Below are 24,102 nucleotides of genomic sequence, written 5' to 3'. Positions count from 1 at the left end.
GCCAACGTATTCTTGTAGCCGTCGCCCTATGGTCGACCAAGGAAAGCGTGGCCTGACCGGTTCATTTTCACAGACCGGCGCCCGACAATAATAATCAGGAGTCATCCCGTGAAATCAGCAAACCTCCCCCAGCGGGTAGCTTTGGCAACTGCCCTCTGTGCCAGTCTGGTATTCCCCTCGATGGGGCAGGCACAGGCGCAGAACGAGCCTCTGGAACGCAGCTTTTGCGTTTTTGACCCGGTTGGTGCCAATGGTCCCCTGTTTGCCATCACCAAAACCTTCCAGCCGGTTGCCCTGAAAAACGGCATCAAGCTGGACCTTCGCGCCTACACCGATGAGAAGGTGGCCGCCGAGGACTTCAAGGCGGGCCAGTGCGACGCAGTGCTGCTTACTGGCACCCGGGCCCGGGAATTCAACAAGTTCACGGGCAGCCTTGAAGCCATGGGCGCAGTGCCCGGCGAAGAGGAAATGCGGCTGCTGTACAACACCCTCAGCCAGCCCAAAGCCCGGCCGTTCCTGATTGATGGTCCCTACGAGGTTGCCGGTGTATTCCCCGGGGGCGCCATTTACCTCCACACCCGGGACCGCAACATTGATTCTGTTGAGAAACTGCAGGGCAAACGGATTGCAACCCTCGATTACGATCAGGCATCCGTGCGGATGGTTCGCCATGTGGGGGCATCTGTGGTGGGGTCCAATTCCGCCAACTTTGCCGGCAAGTTCAACAACGGTAGCGTGGACCTGGCCTATGCTCCGGCCGTCGCCTACACACCACTGGAACTTTACAAGGGCGTTCAGCCCAACGGTGCGGTGGTCAAATATGCCCTCGGGTATATGAATTTCCAGGTAATCATCCACCGTGACCGGTTCCCGGATTCCGCCGGCCAGATGGTGCGTGACCAGGCCATCAAACGCATAGACGAGGCCTACGAGATTATTGCCCAGGCAGAGGCTGAAATTCCGGAAGGCGTCTGGATGCAGCTGCCCCAGGAAGACACCGCTGAATACGACAAGATGCTGCGCAAGGTGCGTCTCTCGTTGCTGGAGGACGGTGTATACGATGAGCGGGCTATCAAGTTGATGAAAGCGATTCGGTGCCGGGTAGATGCCACTCGCTCTGAGTGTGCTTCCGTCGCCGGAACCTGAACCAGGGGTAAAGCAGGCCCGCAGCTGCGGGCCTGTGCCTGACTAGCGGATTTCGTCTTTGAGCGCCTTGCCGGCCTTGAAGCCTACGGTTTTGCTGGCAGGGATGCGAATGGTCTCGCCGGTTTGCGGGTTTCGTCCATCACGCGCTTCGCGGCTGCGGATGTTGAAAGTGCCAAAGCCGATCAGGGTGACATCCTCGCCACGGGAGGCGGCGGCCGATACCTGGTCGGTAAATGCGGTAATCACTTCGCTGGCCTTTTCCCGGGTCAGCCCGGTGCGGTCGGCAATGGCCGCGGCGAGTTCAGGTTTGCGCATCGGATACTCCTTTTATTGTATTTCTGCGGGTTCGGTCTGTACTGGCCGGAATCACAACGACTCTCGGTTGCTCCAATCTATAGCGGCTCGCGGCCCATTGTGCAAACCAAGGGGTGGCATAGGTGTGTGTAAATTGGCGTCATTTGCGGCATCGGTCGCATAAAAACGGGGCCTCCTGCGCCATAATGCGTGCCTGGTTACAGACTGTAACAAACCGGTTTCTCCGCCAGAGTCCGGGCCGTGCGATTGCAGCAGGGCTGCATCAGAACAAAAAACGCAAAAGGTGAAGAAGGTATGACCCATTTCCGGAATCCCTCCCGCAAGTCGCCGTTTTCCGCGCGTCGAGTGCGTAACCTTGTGGCGGCTTTCACGGCCAGTTTGGTCCTTGGCGGCTGCAGCGCGGTGAATCACGTGATGTACAAGACCACCGGGGATGTGATGCAGGGCTTCTCCAGGGATCACACGGTGCCTTTTCTGATGGAAAGCAACGATCTGGCCATGGGGTGCGCCATGAGCGAGGCGACTGCGCCACTGCTGATGTCCTTCGGCCGCGTTACCAATGAGCCGGACCAGTTGGCGGTGATGCTCTACCTCAGTGCCGGCGGCTGCGCCGAAGAAGAGGCCAGGGAGCACGAGCTGGCCGCACTTGCCGCCCTGAATGCCATGAACGGCAATGAGGCCGAGGATGCCATGATCCAGCAGAAGCGCGCACATAGCGTTGCTGCCCGGCGCTATTACAAGGCCTGGCAGCACCACAATGCCCATTACGGCAATCCTGCCGATGGCGAATGCCCGGATTTTGATGACGACATGGACGAGTTCATCTACATGGCGGGTCTTCTTTCCGGCCTCCAGGCGCTTAATGCCCAGATTCAGTCCACCTCGTCCATTGGCGTACCGGCGAACGTTGGCTCCATTGCCGCCCGGGCCACAAGCTGCCTCGATAATGAAAAATGGTGGGGTGCGCCCATGGCATTGCGGGCAACGGTGTGGGCGATGATTCCGGGTGCCCAGCCCGAGGGTGAGAACGCGTTTGAACGGCTGGCCATCGCCGACGATCAGGGCGAGGTTGCGGGTGTGCGTTTGCCCCACGTGTTCCACGCCATCGCGGCCCTGAACAAGGGAGACGAAGCCATGGTCCGTTCGGTGATCCGGGATCATGCCGAATCGATCGAGACTACGCCGGCCAATGAGCAGTGGCGGTTCGTGGACGCCATGGCCACCGATATGATCGTCGCGGTTTCTGACCGTCTCTGGGTTGAGAACACCGGGCACCGTACACCCATGGGACAGCTGGGCAGCTTCTGGGATGACCAGGCGGAAGCCGTTGAAACCATGGATCTGGACGATCTGCTGTAACCACTCCCTATCCAGAGTAATCAGTTATGTCGAAGGGCGGTTTTCATCGTAGCGGGCTGGAGTGGTTTTCATCGCTGCCCGCCTGTCTGTTATTGCTTGCAGTGGTCATTTTCTCCACGAGCAGCGACATCCACAACCAGATGCTTCGGGGCGGTGAACAGCTCTGGAGTGGCTATTACAAGTTGCGGATGGATCCGGTTCAGCCCACCTGCGACCCGACTCGGGATATCGACGCGGCGGTTGCTGAAGAAATGGCGGCGGATGCCGAGACGGATGACCCGATGGCCGCGTTGCTGGGGGCCGAGGAAAAAGACCCGGCTGACGTCCGGCTTGCCATCGAACGAGCGGTTGCTGACTGCCGCGAGGCCCACCAGAATTTCGAAAATCTCAGTGAACAGCTGACACCAGGGGTGAAAGCCTATCGGGCCATCGAACTTTTTATTGCTGACCTGATCGCCTTTGGCCTGGAGTCACAGCGTTTCATCCTCGTGATCCTTGTCATGCTGTGCGCGGTCACGGCGACCCTCACTCGTCATCATATCGCCATGCGTGCCATGGAAACCCGGCTGGATTACACGGTCTCCCATACTCTTCAAACCATCGCCAATGCCATGCTGCTGGGGTCGAGCGCAATCTTTCGCCAGTCCAGCCTTGGTTCAGACACGGCGGTCTCGTCCGAAGAGTTGTTGCTGCACAATTTCTGGATTATCGGTTTCGCCTGCCTCACGTTGGCCAGCCTCTACCGGCTGTTCCGGGTGCCTGATGATCTTGAGGAGGGCGGCAGCCTGAACAAGGCCTTCCTGGCCGTTCCGCTCTATACCGTGATGTGTCTGATCTCCGGCACCTATTTTGCGCTGATCGGACACGCGTCGGGGATTGGTATCTATCTCGGAAAGATGATGGAGCTGTCCGACATGTTCCTGAATGTCGGTCTGTATGTGTGGGTGGGCATGATGCTCAAGCAGACCCGCCTGGCCACCCTGGTGTTCAATGTCTTCCGGCCCTGGCGCATGCCACCGGAAATGCTGGCGGTTGTAGCGGTTCTGGTGGCGGCCGTGCCAACGGCCTACACCGGCGCTTCCGGCATTTTCGTGATCGCGGCCGGCGCAGTGATATACAGTGAGCTGCGTGCCGCCGGTGCCCGGCGGCATCTGGCCCTGGCGGCGACCGCTATGTCCGGTTCCCTGGGCGTGGTTTTGCGCCCCTGCCTGCTGGTGGTTGTCATTGCTTACCTGAACCGGGAAGTCACCACTGATGAGCTGTTTGGCTGGGGCATCTGGGTGTTCGTGCTGACCGCCACCATGTTCGCGATCGTGGCCCTCAGTGTGAACCGACAGAGTGAATTCAACCTGGCGCCCTCTGCTGAAGCCTTCCCGGCCATGACGCAGGCGCTCAAACCCCTGATTCCCTACGTTCTGGTCATCGCTGCCGTGGTGCTGTTTTACCGGCTGGCGCTGGACGTGAGCATGGATGAATTCTCGGCGCCAAGGCTGCTGCCGGTGATCATGCTGGCAATCCTTGTGTACGAGCATGTCAGCCTGAAAAACCGGTCAGGAAAAGCCTCGGGAGAGATCAACCATCAGGGCCTGGAGCGAAGTCTCCGCGGCGCCACAAACGATACGACGGCGGAAATTGGCGCGCTGCTGCTGTTGCTGGGGCTGTCGGTCAGCATCGGTGGTGTGATCGAGCGGGCCCACCTGATGGAGGCTTTCCCGCAGTCGTTCGACAGTGCCTGGTCGGCCATGCTGCTGATGGTGGTAATCCTGGTGATCCTGGGCATGATCATGGACGCATTCGGTGCCGTGATCCTGGTGACCGCCACGGTTGCCACGATTGCCTATTCCAGCGGAATTCATCCGATCCATTTCTGGATGGTGACCCTGGTGGCATTTGAACTCGGCTACCTGAGCCCGCCGGTAGCCCTGAACCATCTGCTGACCCGGCAGGTGGTTGGAGAGGCGGAAGTGCTGGCGGCGCAACAGGAAACGGGGACTTTTTATCAGCGCCATGAGCGTATCATCATGCCGCTGATTGCCATGGGGATTTCGCTGGTTCTGGTGGCCTTTGTGCCGCTTATTTTCTACGCCTGATTACAGGATATGGGGCGTCCGCTAGCGGTTGCCCCACATCTTCGACACCGCGGCATCCGAGCCCAACGTCCCGACCACCAAGGACACGCCACCAATACCGAAGAAAACAAGCACGGGAATCAAGGCGCCTGCCTTACCGGTGTAAACGAGCATAGCCGTCGACACCGTCGCCAGAACGAGGAACAGGACGCCCACCACATTCAGCACGGTGCGGTGCGAATCTTTGTAGCTGGGCCCAACTTTTCCGGATTCCAGTGGTTTGAGAATAAACGAAAAGAGCTGGCGTAGATGCTGTTTCATGAAGCCATTTCCTGGAGTGTGTTGGGCTATCATACAAAAAAAGCGCCGTGCTTTCGCAGGGCGCTTTCCTTACTTGCCGTAATCGACTCAGCTCAGCTTCGGACCGGCCTCGACGATCGAATCTGCCACGTCGAACTTCTTGAAGTTCTCGACGAACTGGGCGATCAGTTCCTGGGCCTTGCCATCGTAGTAGTCCGGGCTTACCCATGTGTTGCGCGGGTTCAGCAGCTCGGTGTCCACGCCCGGAACATGCTTGGGCACGTCCAGGTTCAGGGTTGGCAGGTGTTCGGTTTCCACGTCGTCCAGGTCGCCATTCTGGATTGAGGCGATGATGGCGCGGGTGGTCGGAATGCTGAATCGCTGGCCTTCACCGTAAGGACCGCCGGTCCAGCCGGTGTTGACCAGGAAGACCTTGCTGCCAAACTCGTCCATCCGCTTCATCAGAAGCTCGGCGTAAACGCCGGCCGGACGGGGGAAGAAGGGCGCACCGAAGCAGGTTGAGAAGGTGGACTTCAGCTTCGAGGAGGAGCCCATCTCGGTGGAGCCAACCAGAGCGGTATAGCCACTCAGGAAGTGGTAAGCGGCGCCTTCGCGGCTCAGGATGGACACGGGCGGCAGGACGCCGGTCATGTCGCAGGTCAGGAACACGATGTGAGATGGCTCACCGGCGCGGTTCTCGATCACGCGCTTTTCAACGTGCTCAAGCGGGTAGGCGCAGCGGGAGTTTTCGGTGAGGGATACGTCGGTGTAATCCGGCTCACGGGTCTCAGGGTCGATGGTCACGTTCTCGACAATGGCACCGAAACGGATGGCGTCCCAGATGATCGGTTCATTTTTCCGGGTCAGGTCGATGCACTTCGCGTAGCAACCGCCTTCGATGTTGAATACGGTGCCCGGGCCCCAACCGTGCTCGTCGTCACCGATGAGGAAGCGGTGCGGATCGGCGGAGAGGGTAGTCTTGCCAGTGCCGGACAGACCGAAGAACAGGCAGGTTTCGCCGTCTTCACCGACGTTGGCCGAGCAGTGCATGGGCAACACGTCTTTCTCCGGCAGCAGGAAATTCTGCACGGAGAACATGGCCTTTTTCATCTCGCCGGCGTAGTGCATGCCAGCCAGCAGAACCTTGCGCTTGGCAAAGTTGATCATCACGCAGCCGTTGCTGTTGGTGCCATCGCGCTCGGGATCGCACTCGAAGTTGGCGGCGTTCAGGATCTGCCATTCCTGCTTGTCGGCCGGGTTATAGCTGTCCGGACGGATAAACAGGTTGCGGCCGAACAGATTCTGCCAGGCGGTCTCGGTCGTCATTTTGACCGGCAGGTAGTGTTCCGGGTCGGAACCAACATGAACGTGAGACACGAACTGGTCTTTCTCGGCGATGTAGGCTTCAACACGATCCCAGAGGGCGTCGAATTTTTCAGCGTCGAAAGGACGGTTGATCGGACCCCAGTGGATATCGTCCGAGGTGCTGGGCTCCTCGACAATATAACGGTCCTTGGGAGACCGGCCCGTGCGCTCACCGGTTTTTACGACCAGGGAACCGTTGGATGCCAGCTGGCCTTCTTCACGCGCCAGTGCCACCTCAACCAGTCGTGCTGTACTCAGATCACTATAAGTGTTGCTCACTTCGACCTCGCCCTCGGGATGTCTTAGTGATTGCTCAGGCCGCTTCCTAAAATTGACGGAAATCTGAGCAATCGGGTCAATTCAGGCGCGCTATTATGCCAGAGACGCCGGTAAAAAACGACTGCCCGGGAAGCCTTGCTATCAGCGGGTTCCCGGCTAATCGAACGTGTTTCTAGTGTAGCGTATGACCGGTGAAAAGATGATCAATATCATTTCTATCGAAGCGATAGTGAGCATGACAGAACTGGCAGTCCATTTCGATAGAGCCCTCTTCCTCCAGGATGCTGTAACACTCCTCGCGGCCGATGGCTTCCAGGGCGCCGAGGGTACGCTCCCGTGAGCAGCTGCACTGGAAGGCGACCGGTTCGGAGTCAAACAGGCGTACGGTCTCCTCATGGAACAGGCGGTGAAGCAGGGTTTCGCTGTCCAGCTCCAGTAATTCGGAGGCTTCCACGGTTCGGGCCAGATGGTTTACCCGGTCCCAGAGGTCTTCATCCTCCTCTGTGGCGCCCGGCAGGCGCTGTAGCATCAGGCCGGCGGCGCCGTTTTCGTCGGCAAACAGGAACAGGCTGGTGGGAATCTGCTCCGAGCGATCAAAGTATTCCTCAAGGCAGCCGGCGAGTGTCTCCTGATCCCGGGGTACAACGCCCTGATAACGGTTGCCGCGGTTGGGCGTGATGGTAATAGCCATCCGACCCTCGCCGAGCAGATCGTGGAAGCTGTCTTCGCTGACCGCATGCTCATCAAAGCGGGCCAGGCCGCGGATGTGTCTGTCGTGGCTGCACTCGGCCATTAATGTGCGCAGAGGCCCTTCACCCTGGGCCTGTACCGACAATGTACCCTCAAACTTCAGGGTGCTGCTCATCAGGATGCTCGCCACCAGTGCTTCTCCGAGGAGTTCCCGGACCGTGTCCGGGTAGGGCGCCTGGCTGCCGATTTCCTGATAGCTGTCCGCTAGCTGAACCCAGGCTCCCCGCACCTGGCTGTGTTCAAAGATAAAGCGCTGGAACTGGTCGCGGGCTGCCATGTTGTGTCTCCTGAATGCTGAATGCCGGTCGTTGCACGTTTGACTGAGGGCGGGGATGTAATAAAGGGTTCAGAGGCCGTTCTGTTCGCGAAAGCGCTGAATGTCCCTTCGGTCTTTCTTTGAGGGGCGTCTGGCCGGAGGAAGCTGCGCTGCCTGCATGGTTTTACGCTGCCAGGCCATTTCCTCGCGTTTCTTAACGCTGTCTTCGGTTTCGTGGTAGAGCTTCTGAGCTTCGGGTGCACCACGGCGCCGGTCGCTGATGTCATCAACAATAATGATTTTTTCCTGCCAGCCCAGGCGCAACGTCAGCTTTGCGCCGGCTTCCACCAGCCTGCCGGGTTTGCATCTCTGGCTGTTGTAGTGGACCTTGCCACCCTCGATCGCTTCCTTGGCCAGGGAGCGGGTCTTGTAGAATCGGGCGGCCCAGAGCCATTTATCGAGTCTTACACGTTGGTCGTCAGCGGTTGATGCCGTCATGTCTCCTCACCTGATGGGCTAGTAGGCCAATTATAACCCTGTCATCGGCCGGATGGCAGGGGCGACCGCTGGCGAAGCGCGGGGAGAATTTCATCGAAGTGATGAATACAGGGTATTTCCGGGTGCTGTTCCCGGGCTTCCTGCTGGCTGTCCGGCGCCAATACGGCCAGACATTGGGCAATGCCGGCCGCCAGTGCACTTTCCAGCACCGGAAAACTGTCGTCGACCATCAGGGTGCTTTCGGCCTGGTAAGGCGTTACTCGCTGGAGGTCCTGCCAGAACGAGGGATCTTCCTTGGGCTTGCCCAACTGGTGGCTGGAAACAATGGCATCCACCCGTGTATCAAGGCCGGTTCGTTTTAGCTTCAGGGCCAGGGGGTCGGGGTGACAGTTGGTGACAATCACCGAGTGAAGCCCGGCTTGTCGGAGGGCATCGAGAAAATCCGTGACGTGGGGGCGATAACCGATCCGGTCGCCTACCTCTGCTTTCAGCCCCGTGATGTCGAGGGACAGCCGCTCGCTCCAGTAATCGGTGCAATACCAGTTCAGTGAGCCGCGCTCGGCCATGATCATCGGAATCAGGCGGTCTTTCGCTTCCTGGGGGTGGAGGTCGTAGTGCTCGGCGTACCTTGCCGGCAGATGCTCGAGCCAGAAGTGGTTATCGAAATGCAGATCCAGCAGTGTCCCGTCCATATCCAGGAACACCGTGTTAAGCGAGGACCAGTCAACCATAGAGAAAAACAGCCTGAAGAATTTGCTTCAGGCTGCCGGAGTTCGCTCGTCGGGGCAAGCCGTGATAGTACGGAGGCGTGCCCGATGGAGCCGGATCAGTTGCTGGTCTGGACCGTCTCGGGTTTCTTGCCGGTACGGGTGCAGCCCAGGCAGCGCACGAAGGTCGCCTTGGCCGGGCCCATTACCAGAACTTCCCCTGCTTCATCAGCGTTTCCGCCCAGCAGGGAGAAGGGCAGGGAGACCAGGTAGACAGCGCTGCCCACGATGGTGGTAGCCAGCAAGGCCGGGCGAACAAAAATCGCATCACCGGTCATTGCCAGTGCCGACGGGGTTTCGTCCACGGCCTGAGCGTGCCCGAGGGATGAGAATGCCAACAGGCAGGCCGCCACAGTGGCTACCAGGGTGCGGGAAATCTTGCGGGTCATCTTACTGTCTCCTGAGCTTTAGTGGCCCTGAAAGGGTAGTGCTTTAAAGAAAAGCAAACCCGGATCGTATCAACCGGATACCATCCTATTGTAAACCGTGGGCGTTAATCCTCTGTTAACTATGAATCATATTTGCGCATTTTCAAACGATTTTTCGTTGCAGAATGTGCGATCTGGTAAGCGTTCAGCGCTGGCAACGGGGACAGTAAACCGTTGAGCGATTGTTCATCCGGATTTCCTTCAGTGGTGCCCCGCATTCCTTGCAGGGCTGGCCGCCCCGGCCGTACACCAGCAGGGACTGGGCAAAATAGCCGGGCTTGCCATCACTGTTCACGAAGTCCCGAAGGGTGGTTCCGCCCATCAGAATGGCGGCGCTGAGCGTTTCCCGGATGGCTTCGGCCAGCCTGTGATAGCGGTCGAGGCTGATTCTCCCGGCCTTGCGCCGGGGATGAATGCCCGATTTGAACAGCGCTTCATTGGCATAGATGTTACCGGCACCCACGACCACCTGATTGTCCATGATGAACGATTTCACCGGTGTGTTTTTGCCGCGGGAGAGCCGGAACAGGTGCGCGCCATTGAATTCCGGGGCCAGGGGTTCCGGACCCAGGTGGGTGATCAGCGGGTGCTCTTCGGCGGAATCAGCCCACAGCCAGCAGCCGAACCGGCGTGGGTCGTTGAATCGAAGGATGACGCCAGACTGTAATGCCACGTCGATATGATCATGGGTCAGGGGAGGGGTATTGTCAGTGATGATGCGCAGGCTGCCGGACATGCCAAGGTGAACAATCACCGTGCCCCGGTCCATGTTCAGGAACAAATACTTGGCCCGGCGGTCTACACTTTTAATCACCTGACCTTCCAGTTTCTCGCCCAGATCGGCCGGAACAGGCCAGCGCAGACTGCCGTTGCGGACTGTCACTCGGGTTATTGTCTCGCCTTCGCAGTGGGGTGCTATACCCCGTCGGGTCGTTTCTACTTCGGGCAGTTCAGGCACGGGCGGGAATCTCCGGTGGAAAACGACTAAGTGTAATCAGTAACAATTTTGCATCCAAATGCTGTTGTTGTGGCTTACAGCTGTACGCTAAAGTGTGAAGGTTGGCCTCGCGCCAAAGATATTGATTTTGAGGATTTGCTATGTGGTTTAATGGTCTTCTTGACCTGTCGGTGATGCAGCTCATTCTGGTCACCCTCGGAATGACACACGTCACGATTGTCAGTGTAACGCTCTACCTGCATCGCCATTCGGCGCATAACTCGCTGGACCTGCATCCGGCCCTGAAACACTTCTTCCGGTTCTGGCTCTGGTTAACCACTGCGCAGAACACCAAGGAATGGACCGCCATCCATCGTAAACACCACGCCAAGTGCGAAACCGAGGAAGATCCCCACAGCCCGGTCGTCTTGGGTATTCGCAAGGTGCTGTTCCAGGGCGCCGAACTCTATGCGGAATCGGCGACGCCCGAAACGCTCGAGCGCTACGGCCAGCGGACACCGGAAGACTGGGTGGAGCGCAATGTTTACAGCCGCTACAAGATGCTCGGCATCGCGTTGATGGCGGTAATCAACCTGGCCCTGTTTGGCGTTCACGGTATCTGGATCTGGGCGGTGCAGATGATGTGGATTCCGGTCTGGGCTGCCGGTGTGGTCAACGGTATCGGCCACTGGATGGGTTACCGGAACTACGAATGTGCCGATAACGCCCGCAATATCAGCCCACTGGGTCTTCTGATTGGCGGTGAAGAGTTGCACAACAACCACCATACCTATCCCAACTCATCCAAGCTGTCTCGCCGCTGGTTCGAGGTGGATATCGGCTGGGGCTACATCCGCCTGTTCCAGTTGTTCGGACTGGCCAAGCCCAAGGGTTATCGACCGATTGCCCACCATGTGCCAGGTAAACTGGAGGTGGATGTGGAAACGGTTCAGGCCATCGCCAACAACCGGTTCGATATCATGCGCCAGTACCGTAAACGTGTCATGGAGCCGGTCCTGCGCCAGCAGAAGTCGCTGATGGACGATGAGATCCGTCCCCGTTACCGGAAGCTCAAGCAACTGCTCTCCCGTGAGATCACACTGATTCAGCCGAAGGAGAAGGAAACCCTCGAGTCTGTGCTGGAGCGCAATGCGGTGCTGCGCCAGATCTATGAGAAGAGCCACGAGCTGCAGGCCCTCTGGCGCCAGCGTGGGCTCAAACCCCAGGACAAGCTGAACGCGCTGATGGAGTGGTGCCGTGAGGCGGAAGCCAGCGGTATCCGCTATCTGGAAGAGTTCGCCGAGCACCTCCGGGCCTACTCGCTGCGCCCCTCAACCTGATGCCGGGTAGAGAATCGACGTAAACCTGCTTCGGCGGGGAATCCGGGGCCAGATGAAAGCGTTCATCTGGCCCTTTTTTATTCTGGCCCGGAAACAACCCGGAACAGGGAGTAGGTGACCTGTCCCGCACTTTTTTGCCGGTGCAACTGCCAGGAAACGGGCACAGAAGGCGTTGGCAGCTCGCTCTCGTGTTCCACGTAAACCCAGCCGCCGGGTTTGATCCACGCCTGTTTTTCCAGCAACGGAAACAGCTTTTCGAGCCAGCCCTGGCGAAACGGCGGATCCATGAACACGATATCGAATGGCGGTCGGTTTCTCTGGGCCAGATAGCTTTCGACGTCCGAACACACCACTTCGCCGTTGTCGGATTTCAACAACCGGAGGTTGTCTCGCAGTGCTCTGGCCAGGGCTGGCGTGTGGTCCACGAGGGTGGCCTGCCCGGCACCCCGGGAAAGAGCCTCTAGCCCAAGCGCGCCGGAGCCGGCGAACAAATCGAGGCAGTCACTGCCGGCAAGGTGGAAGGCAAGCCAGTTGAACAGGGTTTCGCGGGTGCGCGCGGGGGTGGGTCGAACGCCACCGGCGTCCGGGAAGCGCAGTTTGCGGCTGCGCCAGTCGCCGCCAATGATTCGCAGCTCACCTGTGCCGCTGCCTTTGCCAGCCGGAGCCGCCTCGCGACCGGCTGGGGATCTCGTCTGGTGAGACCTGCTTGCGGATTGTCTGCGCGCCATAGCCGCCGCTCCACGGAAATATTCGGTTCAGGATATGTGCCTGCATCTTACCGGAAACGTTTACGGTCGCGATAATCGGAGCGACCCTCACTTCACCGGGACAGTCTGCTAGAATACCGGCTTTCTTTGTCCCGCCCATTCAGACTGATGGATTGATTTTTATGACGGCAGAGTGGATTTCAATCGGCCTCCTGGCCCTTCTTGTGCTCGTATTTGTCCTGGATATCGTCGGCAACCGTAGCCGGGCACCACGCCCCAAGCCGGTGCCGCAGCGCAAGCCCGAGGTTTCCAAAGGGCCGGCACCAGAGCCGGAAGAGGGCGAGATTGAAGCGCCTGCCGCAGAGCCACAACCAGAGCCGGTGGCTGAGCCGGAACCGACCCCAGAGCCCGAGCCCGCGGAAGAACCGCAGAAAGCACCGGAACCGGAGCCTCAGGTCAGCGTTTTCGAGCGCATCAAAAAGGGGTTGGGCAAAACCCGGGCAAGCCTGACCGGTGGCTTGTCCGACATGTTCTCGCTTGGCAAGAAAATCGATGAGGAACTGCTGGAGGAAATCGAGACTACGCTGCTGATGGCAGACGTCGGCGTAACCGCCACTTCTGAAATCATCGACTCACTCACCGACAAACTTGAGCGCAATCAGCTCAAAGACGGCGAGGCCCTGCGTAAGGCTCTGAGGGATGAACTGCATGGTCTGCTGAAGGATGTCACCAAGCCACTGCAGATCGACTCCGGCAAGACGCCTTACGTGATTCTCATGGTGGGCGTAAATGGGGTGGGCAAGACCACCACCATCGGCAAGCTCACCAAGAAATTCCAGAACGAAGGAAAATCGGTCATGCTGGCCGCCGGCGATACCTTCCGTGCCGCTGCGGTTGAGCAGCTGCAGGTCTGGGGCGAGCGCAACAAGGTTCCGGTGGTGGCGCAACACACCGGCGCTGACAGTGCCTCGGTGATTTTCGATGCCATCCAGTCGGCCAAGTCCCGCGGTGTTGATGTGGTGATTGCCGATACTGCCGGCCGCCTGCAGAACAAGGACAACCTGATGCAGGAGCTGGAAAAGGTGGTCCGGGTTATGAAGAAGCTGGACGAATCCGCACCCCACGAGGTCATGCTGGTGCTGGATGCAGGCACCGGCCAGAACGCCCTGAGCCAGGCGCAGGTGTTCCAGCAGGCCGTCGGCGTCAGTGGCATTACGTTAACGAAACTGGACGGCACGGCCAAAGGCGGTATCGTGTTTGCCATCGCCCGTCAGTTGCAGTTGCCCATCCGGTTTATTGGTGTCGGCGAGCAGGTGGACGACCTGCGCAGTTTTGATGCCGAAACCTTTGTGGACGCCCTGTTTGACGAATAGCCCGGAATCCAGCCGCGCGGAAGCCGCCCATGATTGAGTTTCGCCAGGTCACCAAGCGTTACGACAGTGATCACACCGCTCTGCGACAGGTCAATTTTGGCCTGGAACGCGGCGAGCTGGCGTTCCTGACCGGCCATTCCGGCGCCGGCAAGAGTACCCTTCTGAAGCTGATCATGGTGATGGAGCGCCCCAGTGCCGGTGAAGTGGTGGTTGGGGGGCAGGTTCTGAACCGTTTGCCCCGACGCCAGATTCCCTACATTCGTCGTCACATTGGCGTGGTCTTCCAGAACCACCAACTGTTGTTTGATCGCACGGTGTTCGACAACGTCGCCATGCCACTGGAAGTCATGGGCGCCTCCCCCAGAGATACGGGTCGCCGCGTGCGCGCGGCCCTGGACAAGGTGGGTTTGCTGCAGAAGGAAAAAATGAACCCGATGCAGCTCTCTGGCGGGGAGCAGCAGCGCGTGGGTATTGCCCGGGCGGTGGTGAACAAACCCCCGGTGCTGCTGGCGGATGAGCCCACGGGTAACCTGGACCCGGCTCTGTCTGCGGACATCATGAATCTGTTCGGGCAGTTCAGCCAAGTGGGTGTGACCGTGTTGATCGCAACCCACGACATCGCCCTGATCAACGAGATGGGGCGTCGAACACTGAAGCTGGATCATGGCCGTCTGGTGGCCGGCGGCACGCCAGTTCTCGGGGGAGGTGTCCATGGCCGCTGATCCCCGCAAGAAAGCACAGCCTACCCGCGGCGCCAACCAGGCTCGCGCGCCCTGGCGTGAGCAGGCAGAAAGTTATTTCATCCATCACCGCAAGGTCGCCAGGGACAGTGCCAACCGCCTTTTGCATACACCGGTGGCGAGTCTGATGACGTGGACGGTCATGGGGGTTGCCCTGGCGCTGCCAGTGGCATTGCTGTTGCTGCTGACCAGTCTTCAGGGAGTCAGCGCAGGCTGGGAGAGCAGCGCCCGGGTGACCGCCTATATCGAGTTGGATGTGCCTCTCGAACGAGCCCGAGTGCTGGGTAACGAGATTTCCGGAGACGGCCGGGTGGCAGGTGTTGAGCTGGTGGATCGCGACCAGGCGCTTGCGGAGTTCCGCGCTTCATCGGGCCTGGAAGATGCTCTGGACTATCTCGAGGATAATCCGCTGCCACATACCCTGCTGATTACCCCGGAAGAGGGCGCCCGGTCCACTGAGGGTGTTGAGGGGTTGGTGCGGTTTATCGAGGGCATGGAAGGCATAGAGCGGGTTCAGGTAGACCTGGGCTGGTTGCAGCGGCTGAACGCCATGACGGATCTTCTTGCCCGTGCTGTCTGGGCGTTGGCGATCCTGCTTGCGGCGGCGGTTGTGCTGGTGATCGGCAATACCGTACGGCTTTCAATCGAGAGCCGTCGGGACGAGATTCTGGTTGCGAAGCTGGTGGGCGGAACAGACAGCTTCGTTCGCAGGCCCTTTCTGTACACCGGCGCCTGGTTCGGGCTCGGTGGTGGGATTGTTGCCCTGATATTACTGCAATTGTCACTTTGGTGGCTCAGCGGGCCCATAGAGCGGCTGGCAGGCCTGTACAGGAGCGACTTTTCCCTGGATGGGCTGCACATTGATGGCGCCCTGGCGTTGATAATTGTTTCGATGCTGCTAGGCTGGCTAGGCGCTTGGGTGGCCGTGAAGCGTCATCTGGATGACATGGAGCCGGGTGATATTGCCGGAGGAGCATGATCCGAATAACGGGAAAACCGTATTGAAGAGACAGCTTCTATTGGCGTAAGTTGTTAGATAGTAAAGCCACGGTGAATTTCCCAGATAGTTGTTTTATAACGTTTTACTGGGAATTTCGGGAACTTTCAGGGTTCTTGGCGGTCTAAAGGATAATTGATATATTTAGGGCCGTTGGGTTCGGAGGTTAGAGCATGGGTACGAGTTTACAACTGGTTGACAGACTGGTTCCGGGTCAGAATCTCGAGTCTTATATTCAGGCTGCGAGCCGCATCCCGGTGCTCACAGTTGACGAAGAGCGGGAGCTGGCTGAACGGCTCCATTACGAGGGCGATGTGGAAGCCGCCCGTCAGCTGGTTATGTCCCACCTGCGCTTCGTGATTCACATTGCCCGGAGCTATTCCGGCTATGGCCTCGCTCAGGCGGATTTGATCCAGGAAGGCAACGTTGGCCTGATGAAGGCGGTCAAGCGCTTCAATCCTGAGTACGGTGTGCGGCTGGTGTCTTTTGCGGTGCACTGGATCAAGGCAGAGATTCACGAGTTTATCCTGCGTAACTGGCGGATTGTTAAAGTGGCCACCACCAAGGCCCAGCGTAAGCTGTTCTTTAACCTTCGCAGCCAGAAGAAGAAGCTTGCGTGGCTCAGCCATGATGAGCTGAACGCTGTTGCCGAGGATCTGGGTGTCGAGCCCAGGGTCGTCCGCGAAATGGAAGGCCGGCTGGCGTCTCAGGATACCGCCTTTGACGGTCCTCAGGACGACGATGACGACAACGCCTATCAGGCGCCTGCGTACTATCTGGAAGACGCTCGCAGCAACCCGGCGACCCAGCTTGAGAACGCGGATTGGTCGGACGATTCCAATGGCCGGCTGATGCAGGCTCTGGGGCAATTGGATGAGCGCAGCCAGGATATTCTCCGGGAGCGCTGGTTGTCTGAAAGCAAGTCGACCCTGCACGAGCTGGCCGACAGGTACGGCGTCTCGGCCGAGCGTATCCGGCAGCTGGAGAAAAATGCGATGAAGAAGATTCGCATGCAGATGTCAGAGGTGGCCTGAGTTATTGGCTAGCCACTGAATACTTGAGTCGTAAAAACGCCACCACCGGTTCCGGTTGGTGGCGTTTTTGTTTGTATAATCGGAAACTTGACCTGGGTGCAGAAGCGATTGGGTGGGCCTTTCCAAAACACGCTGTGAATACATCCATGTACGCTCGGCTCCGGCCCTCAGTGCTTATTGCTCCTGCGTCGCACTGAGGGTCCGGGGCAGGCCATCCATGGCCAGCCCGTGAAGCGCTTTCGCGCTTCACCCATGGCTCCGCACGGTTCTGGAAAGGCCCACCCAATCCCTTCTCCAACCTTCGTACAAGGCCTGAAAAATGACTCATAAACACCTTCATATCGCATTCCTTGGCATCGGCCTGATGGGCGCGCCCATGACCCGTAACCTCCTGAACGCGGGTTTTCCAATGACTCTGTGGAACCGCACGTCCAGCAAGTGCGAGCCGTTTGCCTCTGAGGCGGTGATCGCCGAATCCCCGGCGGAAGCGGTTGCCAATGCCGATGTGGTGATCACCATGCTGGAGAACAGCGATGTGGTGGAGCAGGTGCTGGTCGCCCAGGGCGCGATTGATGCCCTGAAGCCGGGCGCGCTGGTGATTGATATGAGTTCAATTCAACCTTCCGTGGCCCGGCGGCATGGCGAGTTGGTTGCAGAGCAGGGCGCTGGGTATGTGGATGCGCCGGTGTCCGGGGGGACTGTGGGCGCGGCTGAAGCCCGCCTGAGTATCATGGCGGGTGGCTCGGAAGCGGATGTGGATCGCGCCCGGCCGGTGTTCGAGGCGCTCGGCAAGTGCACGCGGATTGGTCCTGTTGGCGCGGGGCAACTGGCGAAGCTGGCCAATCAGGCTATTGTTGGTATCACCATTGGTGCTGTGTCCGAGGCGCTTTTGCTGGCGGCGAAAGGCGGTGCCGATCCTGCCGCTGTGCGGGAAGCGTTGCTGGGCGGGTTTGCCGGTAGCCGGATTCTGGAGCTCCATGGCCAGCGGATGATCGACCGGGAATTTGCACCCGGCGCGCCGGCTCGGATCCAGCTAAAGGACATGCGGATGATTCTGGATGAGGCCCGTGCGGAAGGGTTGACCCTGCCCCTGGCTCAACAGACGCACAATGAATACCTGTCGCTGGTGGCCAATGGCCACAGTGATGTCGACCACAGTGGCCTGTTGCTGGAGCTGGAGCATCTGAACGGTGCCCTGCTTGGCTCCCTTGGCCGCGGACCGAAGGAGTAAACACGCCATGCCCCGTTTTGCTGCCAATCTGTCCATGCTGTTCACGGAAGTGGACTTTCCCGAGCGCTTTGCCATGGCCCGGGCCGCGGGTTTTGAGGGCGTGGAATACCTGTTCCCCTATGCCTACCCCAAAGAGCGACTCGGCCAGATGCTGAGCGATAATCAGCTGACTCAGGTGCTGTTCAATCTGCCGCCCGGTAACTGGGACGCCGGTGAACGGGGCATCGCCTGCCTGCCGGACCGGGTTGAGGAGTTCCAGGCCGGCGTGGATCAGGCGATCGACTATGCCAAAGCCCTTGGCTGCCGGCAGCTGAACTGCCTTGCGGGGCTGAAGCCGGCGAACGTTTCCGATGACATTGCCTGGCAGACGTTGGTGAGTAATGTCGCCTGGGCAGCGGGCAGGCTGGCTGACGAGGGTATCACCCTGTGCCTGGAAGCCATTAACTCGCGCGTGGATATGCCAGGCTTCGTACTGGATACCTCCGGCAAGGTGCTCGCACTGATCGAGGAAATCGACGCGGACAACGTGCGCCTGCAGTACGACCTTTACCATATGCAAATCATGGAAGGGGATCTGGTGCGCTCCATGGAGTGTCTTTTGCCCTGGATCGGCCACATTCAGTTTGCGGACAACCCGGGGCGACATGAACCCGGCACGGGGGAGATTAACTTTTCGAATGTTTTTGCGGCCATCGATGCCATGGGATATGACGGCTGGGTAAGCGCGGAATACCGGCCTACCGGGGCAACCGGTGACAGTCTAGGCTGGTTTCCGGGGAAAGCCTGACCGTCGCCATTGGCGACACCCTCTTACAAGATCGTAACTGGCCGGGTTGCCAACTTCTTCGTACCCTTGTCGTTACTGTAATCCGCTATCGGGAGGAGAGCCGGTGAAAGCGCTGGTAATCGAAGACGATCAGGACGTTGCAAATTATCTTGTCAAAGGGCTGAAGGAATCCGACTTCGTGGTCGACCATGCAGCCGATGGCAAGGAAGGCATGATGATGGCGGCCAGCGAGGATTACGACATCATGATTGTAGATCGCATGCTGCCGGGAATGGACGGTCTGTCCATTATCAAAACCGTGCGTGCGACCGGAAACCAGGTGCCGGTTCTGATTCTCAGCGCCCTGGGTGATGTGGACGACCGCGTGGAAGGTTTGCGTGGCGGCGGCGATGACTACCTCACCAAGCCGTTTTCATTCACCGAATTGTTGGCCCGTATCGAATCCCTGGTGCGCAGAAATCGGCAGTCGGCGGAAACCGAGACCGTACTGCGGGTCGCCGATCTCGAAATGGATCTGCTTGCACGCACGGTAAAGCGGGCCGGCCAGAATATTGATGTCCAGCCGCGGGAGTTCCGTCTGCTGGAGTACCTGATGCGTAATGCCGGCCAGGTGGTCACCCGGACCATGTTGCTGGAGAAAGTCTGGGATTACCATTTCGATCCCCAGACCAACGTTATCGACGTACACATCAGCCGGCTGCGAGCCAAGATCGATAAGGAATTCGATACACCCTTACTGCAGACCATCCGGGGTGCAGGGTACATGTTACGTGAAACTGCTTAGCCAGCTCAGGACCTCGTCCTTCCAGCTAGCCCTGCTGTACATGGTGGTGTTCGCCACCTCGGTATTTCTGTTACTGGCCTTTATCTACTGGCGTACGGCGGGCTTCATGACCGCCCAGACCGACGAAACCATTGAAGCGGAAATCGCCGGTCTGGCGGAGCAGTATCGTGGCCGTGGCGTAAATGGCCTCATCACCATCATCCGTGAACGTGTTGCCCGCGACCCCAACGCCAAATCCATCTATCTGCTGACCACCGACGACTTTCTGAAGCTGGCCGGCAACATAGAGACCTGGCCGGAAGGCAGCCGTTCAGAGAGCGGCTGGATCAACTTCACCCTGAACGAATCCGTCGGCTGGACCGGGCCCGAACGCCTCGCCCGTGCCCGGATCTTTGAGGTTCAGGGTGGCTTGCGCCTGCTGGTCGGGCGGGATGTCGACGAACTCACTAACCTCAAGCGGGTAATTGAAACCGCCATCAACTGGGGTATGGGGATCACCCTTGCCCTTGCGCTGCTTGGTGGCTTCCTGATGAGCCGCAGTACGACCCGGCGTATCGAGGTTATCAACAACACATCACGTCGGATCATGAACGGCCACCTTTCCCTGCGGATACCAACCCGTGGCACCGACGATGATTTCGACCAGCTGGCGGAAAACCTCAATCAGATGCTGGACCGGATTGTGTATCTGATGGAGGGCATCCGGCACGTTTCCGACAGTATTGCCCACGATTTGCGCACGCCCCTGACCCGACTCCGCAACCAGCTTGAAAACACGCTGATGTCGGTGGATAACGACGAGGCGAGGGAGCAGGCCGGCCGCGCCGTGGCGGAGGCCGATCAGCTGCTGGCCACCTTCAACGCATTGTTGCGCATCGCCCGCCTGGAAACCCGTGGTAATACCGCCGACATGAAACCTGTGCCGCTGGATGAGTTGGTCACCGATGCCTGTGAGCTCTATGAGGCCTTGGCTGAGGATAAGGACCAGTCGTTCGAGCAGGGCCTGGAAAGCGGAGTGATGATCGAGGGCGACCGCGACCTTCTGTTCCAGATGGTCAGCAACCTGATTGATAACGCTATCAAATATACGCCGGAGCATGGCGTTATAGGCGTATCTGTTCGGCGCGAGGGTGCCGATGCGGTGTTTGAAGTCCGGGACAGTGGAATCGGTATTCCCGATGCCGAGAAAGACCAGGTCTTCCAGCGGTTTTACCGGGTAGGCAAGAGCCGTTCTTTACCGGGTAATGGTCTGGGCCTGAGCCTTGTGAGCGCTGTTGCGGAAATACATCAGGGCCGGATTGTCCTGAGCGATACGCATCCCGGAGAGGCGTCGCCGGGGCTGACCGTGGCTGTGAAGATTCCCGCCTTTACCGAAGCCCGCAAACGCATTCGCGCGGCCCAGGCGGAACAGCCGGCAGATTCAGCGGCCGGGGAAACCCGGGCCGCCTCTCAATCAACCGGCGTAAATACTCACTGACTGGCGCGAAACCGGTTGATCCTCGACAGCACCGGGGCAACCAATGCATCTCTGCGCGACTCGATTTCGTGAGTAATCCTTTCAACCTGGGAGCGGCGACGGTTCACGCGTACCTGAATGCTGTCCCATTCACCTTCCAGGTGCTTCTGCTCTACCGCCAGAAAAGCCGCAATGTTGTGGCGGTTGATCTTGCCGGTAATCCCGTACTGGTCCAGCCGGTAGCCTATGGCATCCACGCCATTAAGCGCCAAGTTCAGCAGGGTCTGAGTGTTCATATTGGTATCTCCGTGAATGGAAGCGGTAAAAATCTGTATGACGCTAACGCTATGCTCAGGACCTAGAGTGTGCAACCTAATTCCGACTTCGCGGGTCTTCATATTCCCTGACCAAAAGGTAATTCCTCGGCCACTCCGGTGTAATCCAGGCTGTGCATAATGGAAACTGTAGCTTTGGAAGCCTGCACGATTTGTTGCTTGCTTCTCCCTCCAGCACAGCGCTAGCCTTACCCCGTTTTTACGGGGTTTTTTTATGCCCTTCCCATTTCTGATTCCCATCTGGCAGAGGACGTTGCAAAACCAATGACCCAGGTTCCCGGTAATGGCGGCCCCCGCCCGCGATACATCACGCCGGAAGGCGAGCGGGCCTTGCGTGATGAATTGCAGTATCTCTGGAAGGTAAAGCGCCCGAAAGTCACCCAGGCCGTGCGTGAAGCCGCCGCCCTTGGCGATCGGTCCGAGAATGCCGAGTACATCTACGGCAAGAAGCAGTTACGGGAAATCGACCGGCGGGTGCGTTTCCTCAGCAAACGCCTGGAAGAGCTTACCGTGGTTGACCGTTTGCCGGATGACCGGGACAAGGTGTTTTTTGGCGCCTGGGTGACGGTGGAAGACGAGGACGGTGATGAGCAGACCTATCGGCTGGTCGGCGCGGACGAGTTTGATCTGAACAAAGGCTACCTCAGCATCAACTCACCCCTGGCCCGGGCCCTGATTGGCAAACGCCTGGACGATGAAGTGAGCGTTCGCACCCCGGAAGGATGGAAGTCGGTGTTCGTGGTTGGTATCCGCTATCAGGCACCGGCCGACCACAAGTGAATAATGTCACAAAATTGGCGAGTGCCCGGGCAGGTTGTGTGATTTGTCGATAGACTGATCAAAATTTGTCAAAACTGTACGCAGACAGGATAGTCTGTTGGGGAAAAGCCATGGGTATGCGTGGAAACGCCAGGAGCGTTCAGAGCAGGGTGGGCACACCGCTGGTGTTGGCGGGGCTGCTAGTGGTTCCGGTTTATACGGGCGGCGCGTTTGCGCAGGGCGACGGTGAGGACAGTGCGTTTCAGTACGAGGAGCGCTCGACCATCGACACCATCCCCCTGAGTTCCATGGAAGAGGAGACCCTGGCCAACACGGTGATCGAAGGTGGTTTGACGGCCCCGGCTGCGGGTGTGCCGCTGAAGCCCCGGGTTGAGGACGATTTTTACCTGGATCCGCTGGGCCTTCGCCCCGGTGACAGCCGTACCGACCTTGGCCGTTCCCAGATTCCGGTGGAGTTCCGGTTCAGCAATCCCAAATCCATTCCCGGGCAGACCCACAGCAACAACTACGTGATCCGTCCACCCGAGAACCGCACCTACGACGCTCTGAACATCAATATGAACGAGCGCTGAGGCAGATTATCAGGCTGCGGCGCAGCCGTTGTCCCCGGCGGACGTCTTACCCAGTACATCCTCATAGAAAAATGTCAGGGCCTGGCTGGCCTGATTAAACCGCGCCCGGGATACTCGCATACCATTGGTGAGGTACTCCAGAAACCGCTGGCGGTCTTCGTTGGCAAGCGCATCCGGATCTTTCAGATCGCTAAACAGCACGAATCGGGTGATCCAGTGGAGGTAGGTTTGCTCTGAGCGGTGATTGAGCTTGTGCTTGTGGATTGCGTCCTTGACCCGGCCCACAAGGCCTGGCTGGGATTGTTCCAGCGCCTCGGTGATGTCCATAAATTACTCTTCCTGATGAATTTGTATTGTTATTTTGCGCGCATCTTATGACAGGCAATTTACGAGCGCAAAGCAAAATTCAGGAAGATTGACTCTGGTCATTTTATGACCAGAGTCTGGGCTGGAAACACGATTACTTCACGGCTTCGAGTTTGTCGATGTACTTCTGCATGGCCTCATCGCTGGACATGCCTTTCAGCTTCTCCCAGGCATCAAACTTGGCGCGGCCGACAAAATCCATCATGCCCGGACGCTTGCCGGACACATCGCCCTCGGTGGCCTGTTTGTAGAGGGCATAGAATTCCAGTTTCATCTCGTTGGAGGGTTTGAAATCGCCCTCGGCAGTCTGGATGTAGTTGACGGCTTCGTCGAAGCGGGTTTTCAGGTCACTCATGTTGATCTCCGTATGGTTTTACTTTGGTCCTGTTTGTTGGGCGAGTATAGCCACAGCCATCGGCTCCGTCATTGACTGAATCTTCGTAGAGCTCCGGCGGAAAGGAAATCCCGGGCATTCTGGCAAAAGCTTGCCCGGGCGCACATTCCGGAAAAATGCTGGCCAGTTTTTGCTTGAGAAAGGCAAATGATCTGTGTAGAGTTTTGCTCGTTGCGTGCCAGGAGGGCGCGTACAAGGGATTGAACAACTGCAAATGATTTGCACAGGGAGCAAGCGCATGTCTTCAAAAGACGGTTCCGTCGCGCCTAAAGAGCGCATTAATATCAAGTACGTCCCCGCCACCGGAGATCAGCAGGCAGAAACCGAGTTGCCGCTGAAGATGTTCGTGGTTGGTGATTTCAAGGGACACGCCGAAGAAACCCCCATCGAAGATCGCAAGGCCATTTCCGTCGACAAGAACAACTTCCGTTCGGTCATGAAGGAAGCCGGCCTGACCCTTTCCACCACCGTGACCAACAAGCTGGATGAGGAAGCCGACGAACTGCCGGTAAACCTGGAATTCCAGACCCTTGATGATTTCTCCCCCGACAGCGTTGCCCGTCAGGTTCCGGAGCTGAACAAGCTGATTGAACTGCGGGAAGCCCTGGTGGCCCTGAAAGGCCCTCTGGGTAACGTGCCGTCGTTCCGCTCCAAGCTCCAGGAACTGCTGGACAACGACGACGCCCGGGACAAGCTGCTGGCCGAACTGGAACTGGCCACAGACAGCAACGAGTAAG

General features: G+C 58.5%; 27 protein-coding genes. 15 read left to right on the top strand and 12 right to left on the bottom strand.

Features of this window, described 5'->3' with window-relative positions:
* The first annotated feature begins 180 nt into the window (after positions 1-180).
* On the top strand, positions 181-1,146 hold the full coding sequence (locus ACP86_RS08060; protein ID WP_264752596.1) for a putative solute-binding protein: 966 nt from the start codon (positions 181-183) through the stop codon (positions 1,144-1,146).
* A 42-nt stretch (positions 1,147-1,188) separates the two neighbouring features.
* Here ACP86_RS08060 and ACP86_RS08055 read toward each other — a convergent pair whose 3' ends face one another.
* On the bottom strand, positions 1,189-1,461 hold the full coding sequence (locus ACP86_RS08055; protein WP_008175654.1) for an HU family DNA-binding protein: 273 nt from the start codon (positions 1,459-1,461) through the stop codon (positions 1,189-1,191).
* A gap of 294 nt (positions 1,462-1,755) precedes the next feature.
* Here ACP86_RS08055 and ACP86_RS08050 point away from each other — a divergent pair, with 294 nt between their 5' ends.
* Positions 1,756-2,820, top strand: a complete 1,065-nt coding sequence (locus ACP86_RS08050; protein ID WP_008175657.1) for a hypothetical protein — start codon at positions 1,756-1,758, stop codon at positions 2,818-2,820.
* A gap of 26 nt (positions 2,821-2,846) precedes the next feature.
* The gene (locus ACP86_RS08045) at positions 2,847-4,910 is read left to right on the top strand and encodes a TRAP transporter large permease subunit (RefSeq protein WP_008175659.1); all 2,064 of its coding nucleotides are present in this window, start codon (positions 2,847-2,849) and stop codon (positions 4,908-4,910) included.
* A 21-nt stretch (positions 4,911-4,931) separates the two neighbouring features.
* Here ACP86_RS08045 and ACP86_RS08040 read toward each other — a convergent pair whose 3' ends face one another.
* From ACP86_RS08040 to mutM, 7 genes are all read right to left on the bottom strand, one after another.
* Positions 4,932-5,210, bottom strand: coding sequence for a hypothetical protein (locus ACP86_RS08040; RefSeq protein WP_053113264.1), 279 nt, complete (start codon positions 5,208-5,210; stop codon positions 4,932-4,934).
* Between the two features lie 87 nt (positions 5,211-5,297).
* The gene (locus ACP86_RS08035) at positions 5,298-6,833 is read right to left on the bottom strand and encodes a phosphoenolpyruvate carboxykinase (protein WP_008175663.1); all 1,536 of its coding nucleotides are present in this window, start codon (positions 6,831-6,833) and stop codon (positions 5,298-5,300) included.
* A 172-nt stretch (positions 6,834-7,005) separates the two neighbouring features.
* Positions 7,006-7,860 carry an Hsp33 family molecular chaperone HslO gene (gene hslO, locus ACP86_RS08030; RefSeq protein ID WP_008175666.1) on the bottom strand — a complete coding sequence of 285 codons (855 nt, stop codon included), beginning with the start codon at positions 7,858-7,860 and terminating at the stop codon, positions 7,006-7,008.
* A gap of 69 nt (positions 7,861-7,929) precedes the next feature.
* On the bottom strand, positions 7,930-8,337 hold the full coding sequence (gene hslR, locus ACP86_RS08025; RefSeq protein WP_008175667.1) for a ribosome-associated heat shock protein Hsp15: 408 nt from the start codon (positions 8,335-8,337) through the stop codon (positions 7,930-7,932).
* Positions 8,338-8,378: 41 nt separating this feature from the next.
* Positions 8,379-9,068 (bottom strand): GMP/IMP nucleotidase, encoded by a 690-nt coding sequence (yrfG, locus tag ACP86_RS08020; protein ID WP_008175670.1) that lies wholly within the window; start codon positions 9,066-9,068, stop codon positions 8,379-8,381.
* A gap of 95 nt (positions 9,069-9,163) precedes the next feature.
* On the bottom strand, positions 9,164-9,493 hold the full coding sequence (locus ACP86_RS08015; protein WP_008175672.1) for a hypothetical protein: 330 nt from the start codon (positions 9,491-9,493) through the stop codon (positions 9,164-9,166).
* Between the two features lie 184 nt (positions 9,494-9,677).
* Entirely contained in the window at positions 9,678-10,490 is an 813-nt protein-coding gene (gene mutM / locus ACP86_RS08010; protein ID WP_039882121.1) for a bifunctional DNA-formamidopyrimidine glycosylase/DNA-(apurinic or apyrimidinic site) lyase, read from the bottom strand.
* Between the two features lie 140 nt (positions 10,491-10,630).
* Here mutM and ACP86_RS08005 point away from each other — a divergent pair, with 140 nt between their 5' ends.
* On the top strand, positions 10,631-11,809 hold the full coding sequence (locus tag ACP86_RS08005; protein ID WP_053113263.1) for a fatty acid desaturase: 1,179 nt from the start codon (positions 10,631-10,633) through the stop codon (positions 11,807-11,809).
* Between the two features lie 77 nt (positions 11,810-11,886).
* On the opposite strand, the gene rsmD is transcribed toward ACP86_RS08005, so the two are convergent.
* Complete coding sequence (rsmD, locus tag ACP86_RS08000; RefSeq protein ID WP_053113262.1) at positions 11,887-12,537, bottom strand: 16S rRNA (guanine(966)-N(2))-methyltransferase RsmD; 651 nt, start codon at positions 12,535-12,537, stop codon at positions 11,887-11,889.
* Positions 12,538-12,698: 161 nt separating this feature from the next.
* Here rsmD and ftsY point away from each other — a divergent pair, with 161 nt between their 5' ends.
* The 8 genes from ftsY to ACP86_RS07960 all read left to right on the top strand — a co-directional run bounded on the left by ftsY (position 12,699) and on the right by ACP86_RS07960 (position 20,939).
* A complete protein-coding gene (gene ftsY, locus ACP86_RS07995; protein ID WP_008175681.1) occupies positions 12,699-13,889 on the top strand; it encodes a signal recognition particle-docking protein FtsY in 1,191 nt (396 codons plus the stop codon).
* Positions 13,890-13,918: 29 nt separating this feature from the next.
* Complete coding sequence (gene ftsE / locus ACP86_RS07990; protein WP_008175683.1) at positions 13,919-14,611, top strand: cell division ATP-binding protein FtsE; 693 nt, start codon at positions 13,919-13,921, stop codon at positions 14,609-14,611.
* Positions 14,601-15,608 (top strand): permease-like cell division protein FtsX, encoded by a 1,008-nt coding sequence (gene ftsX / locus ACP86_RS07985; protein WP_008175686.1) that lies wholly within the window; start codon positions 14,601-14,603, stop codon positions 15,606-15,608. The genes ftsE and ftsX overlap by 11 nt, the downstream gene beginning before the upstream one ends.
* Positions 15,609-15,799: 191 nt before the next feature.
* Positions 15,800-16,660, top strand: a complete 861-nt coding sequence (gene rpoH, locus ACP86_RS07980; protein ID WP_008175688.1) for an RNA polymerase sigma factor RpoH — start codon at positions 15,800-15,802, stop codon at positions 16,658-16,660.
* A 319-nt stretch (positions 16,661-16,979) separates the two neighbouring features.
* Positions 16,980-17,891 (top strand): NAD(P)-dependent oxidoreductase, encoded by a 912-nt coding sequence (locus ACP86_RS07975; protein ID WP_053113261.1) that lies wholly within the window; start codon positions 16,980-16,982, stop codon positions 17,889-17,891.
* Between the two features lie 7 nt (positions 17,892-17,898).
* Positions 17,899-18,678, top strand: a complete 780-nt coding sequence (hyi, locus tag ACP86_RS07970) for a hydroxypyruvate isomerase (RefSeq protein ID WP_008175692.1) — start codon at positions 17,899-17,901, stop codon at positions 18,676-18,678.
* Between the two features lie 103 nt (positions 18,679-18,781).
* Positions 18,782-19,462: a response regulator transcription factor gene (locus tag ACP86_RS07965; protein ID WP_008175694.1), complete on the top strand. Its 681-nt coding sequence runs from the start codon at positions 18,782-18,784 to the stop codon at positions 19,460-19,462.
* Positions 19,449-20,939, top strand: a complete 1,491-nt coding sequence (locus ACP86_RS07960) for a sensor histidine kinase (protein ID WP_053113260.1) — start codon at positions 19,449-19,451, stop codon at positions 20,937-20,939. The genes ACP86_RS07965 and ACP86_RS07960 overlap by 14 nt, the downstream gene beginning before the upstream one ends.
* Here the strand turns inward: ACP86_RS07960 and ACP86_RS07955 are convergent.
* The gene (locus ACP86_RS07955; protein ID WP_008175698.1) at positions 20,933-21,214 is read right to left on the bottom strand and encodes a hypothetical protein; all 282 of its coding nucleotides are present in this window, start codon (positions 21,212-21,214) and stop codon (positions 20,933-20,935) included. The two genes, ACP86_RS07960 and ACP86_RS07955, sit on opposite strands and share 7 nt — an antisense overlap.
* A gap of 303 nt (positions 21,215-21,517) precedes the next feature.
* Between ACP86_RS07955 and greB the strand changes: the two genes are divergently transcribed.
* Together greB and ACP86_RS07945 are read left to right on the top strand one after the other, a co-directional pair.
* Entirely contained in the window at positions 21,518-22,033 is a 516-nt protein-coding gene (greB, locus tag ACP86_RS07950; protein ID WP_053113259.1) for a transcription elongation factor GreB, read from the top strand.
* Positions 22,034-22,143: 110 nt separating this feature from the next.
* Positions 22,144-22,605 carry a hypothetical protein gene (locus tag ACP86_RS07945; protein ID WP_053113258.1) on the top strand — a complete coding sequence of 154 codons (462 nt, stop codon included), beginning with the start codon at positions 22,144-22,146 and terminating at the stop codon, positions 22,603-22,605.
* Positions 22,606-22,614: 9 nt separating this feature from the next.
* Here ACP86_RS07945 and ACP86_RS07940 read toward each other — a convergent pair whose 3' ends face one another.
* On the bottom strand, positions 22,615-22,932 hold the full coding sequence (locus tag ACP86_RS07940) for a site-specific integrase (RefSeq protein WP_053113257.1): 318 nt from the start codon (positions 22,930-22,932) through the stop codon (positions 22,615-22,617).
* A 133-nt stretch (positions 22,933-23,065) separates the two neighbouring features.
* The gene (locus ACP86_RS07935; RefSeq protein WP_053113256.1) at positions 23,066-23,326 is read right to left on the bottom strand and encodes an acyl-CoA-binding protein; all 261 of its coding nucleotides are present in this window, start codon (positions 23,324-23,326) and stop codon (positions 23,066-23,068) included.
* A gap of 277 nt (positions 23,327-23,603) precedes the next feature.
* Between ACP86_RS07935 and tssB the strand changes: the two genes are divergently transcribed.
* A complete protein-coding gene (gene tssB / locus ACP86_RS07930) occupies positions 23,604-24,101 on the top strand; it encodes a type VI secretion system contractile sheath small subunit (RefSeq protein ID WP_008175709.1) in 498 nt (165 codons plus the stop codon).
* Position 24,102: the final 1 nt, after the last annotated feature.

This window comes from Marinobacter sp. CP1 (genome assembly GCF_001266795.1).
Lineage (GTDB): Bacteria > Pseudomonadota > Gammaproteobacteria > Pseudomonadales > Oleiphilaceae > Marinobacter > Marinobacter flavimaris.
The sequence above is the reverse complement of the archived record's forward strand: the minus strand, read 5'-3'. Positions and strand labels throughout refer to the sequence as shown.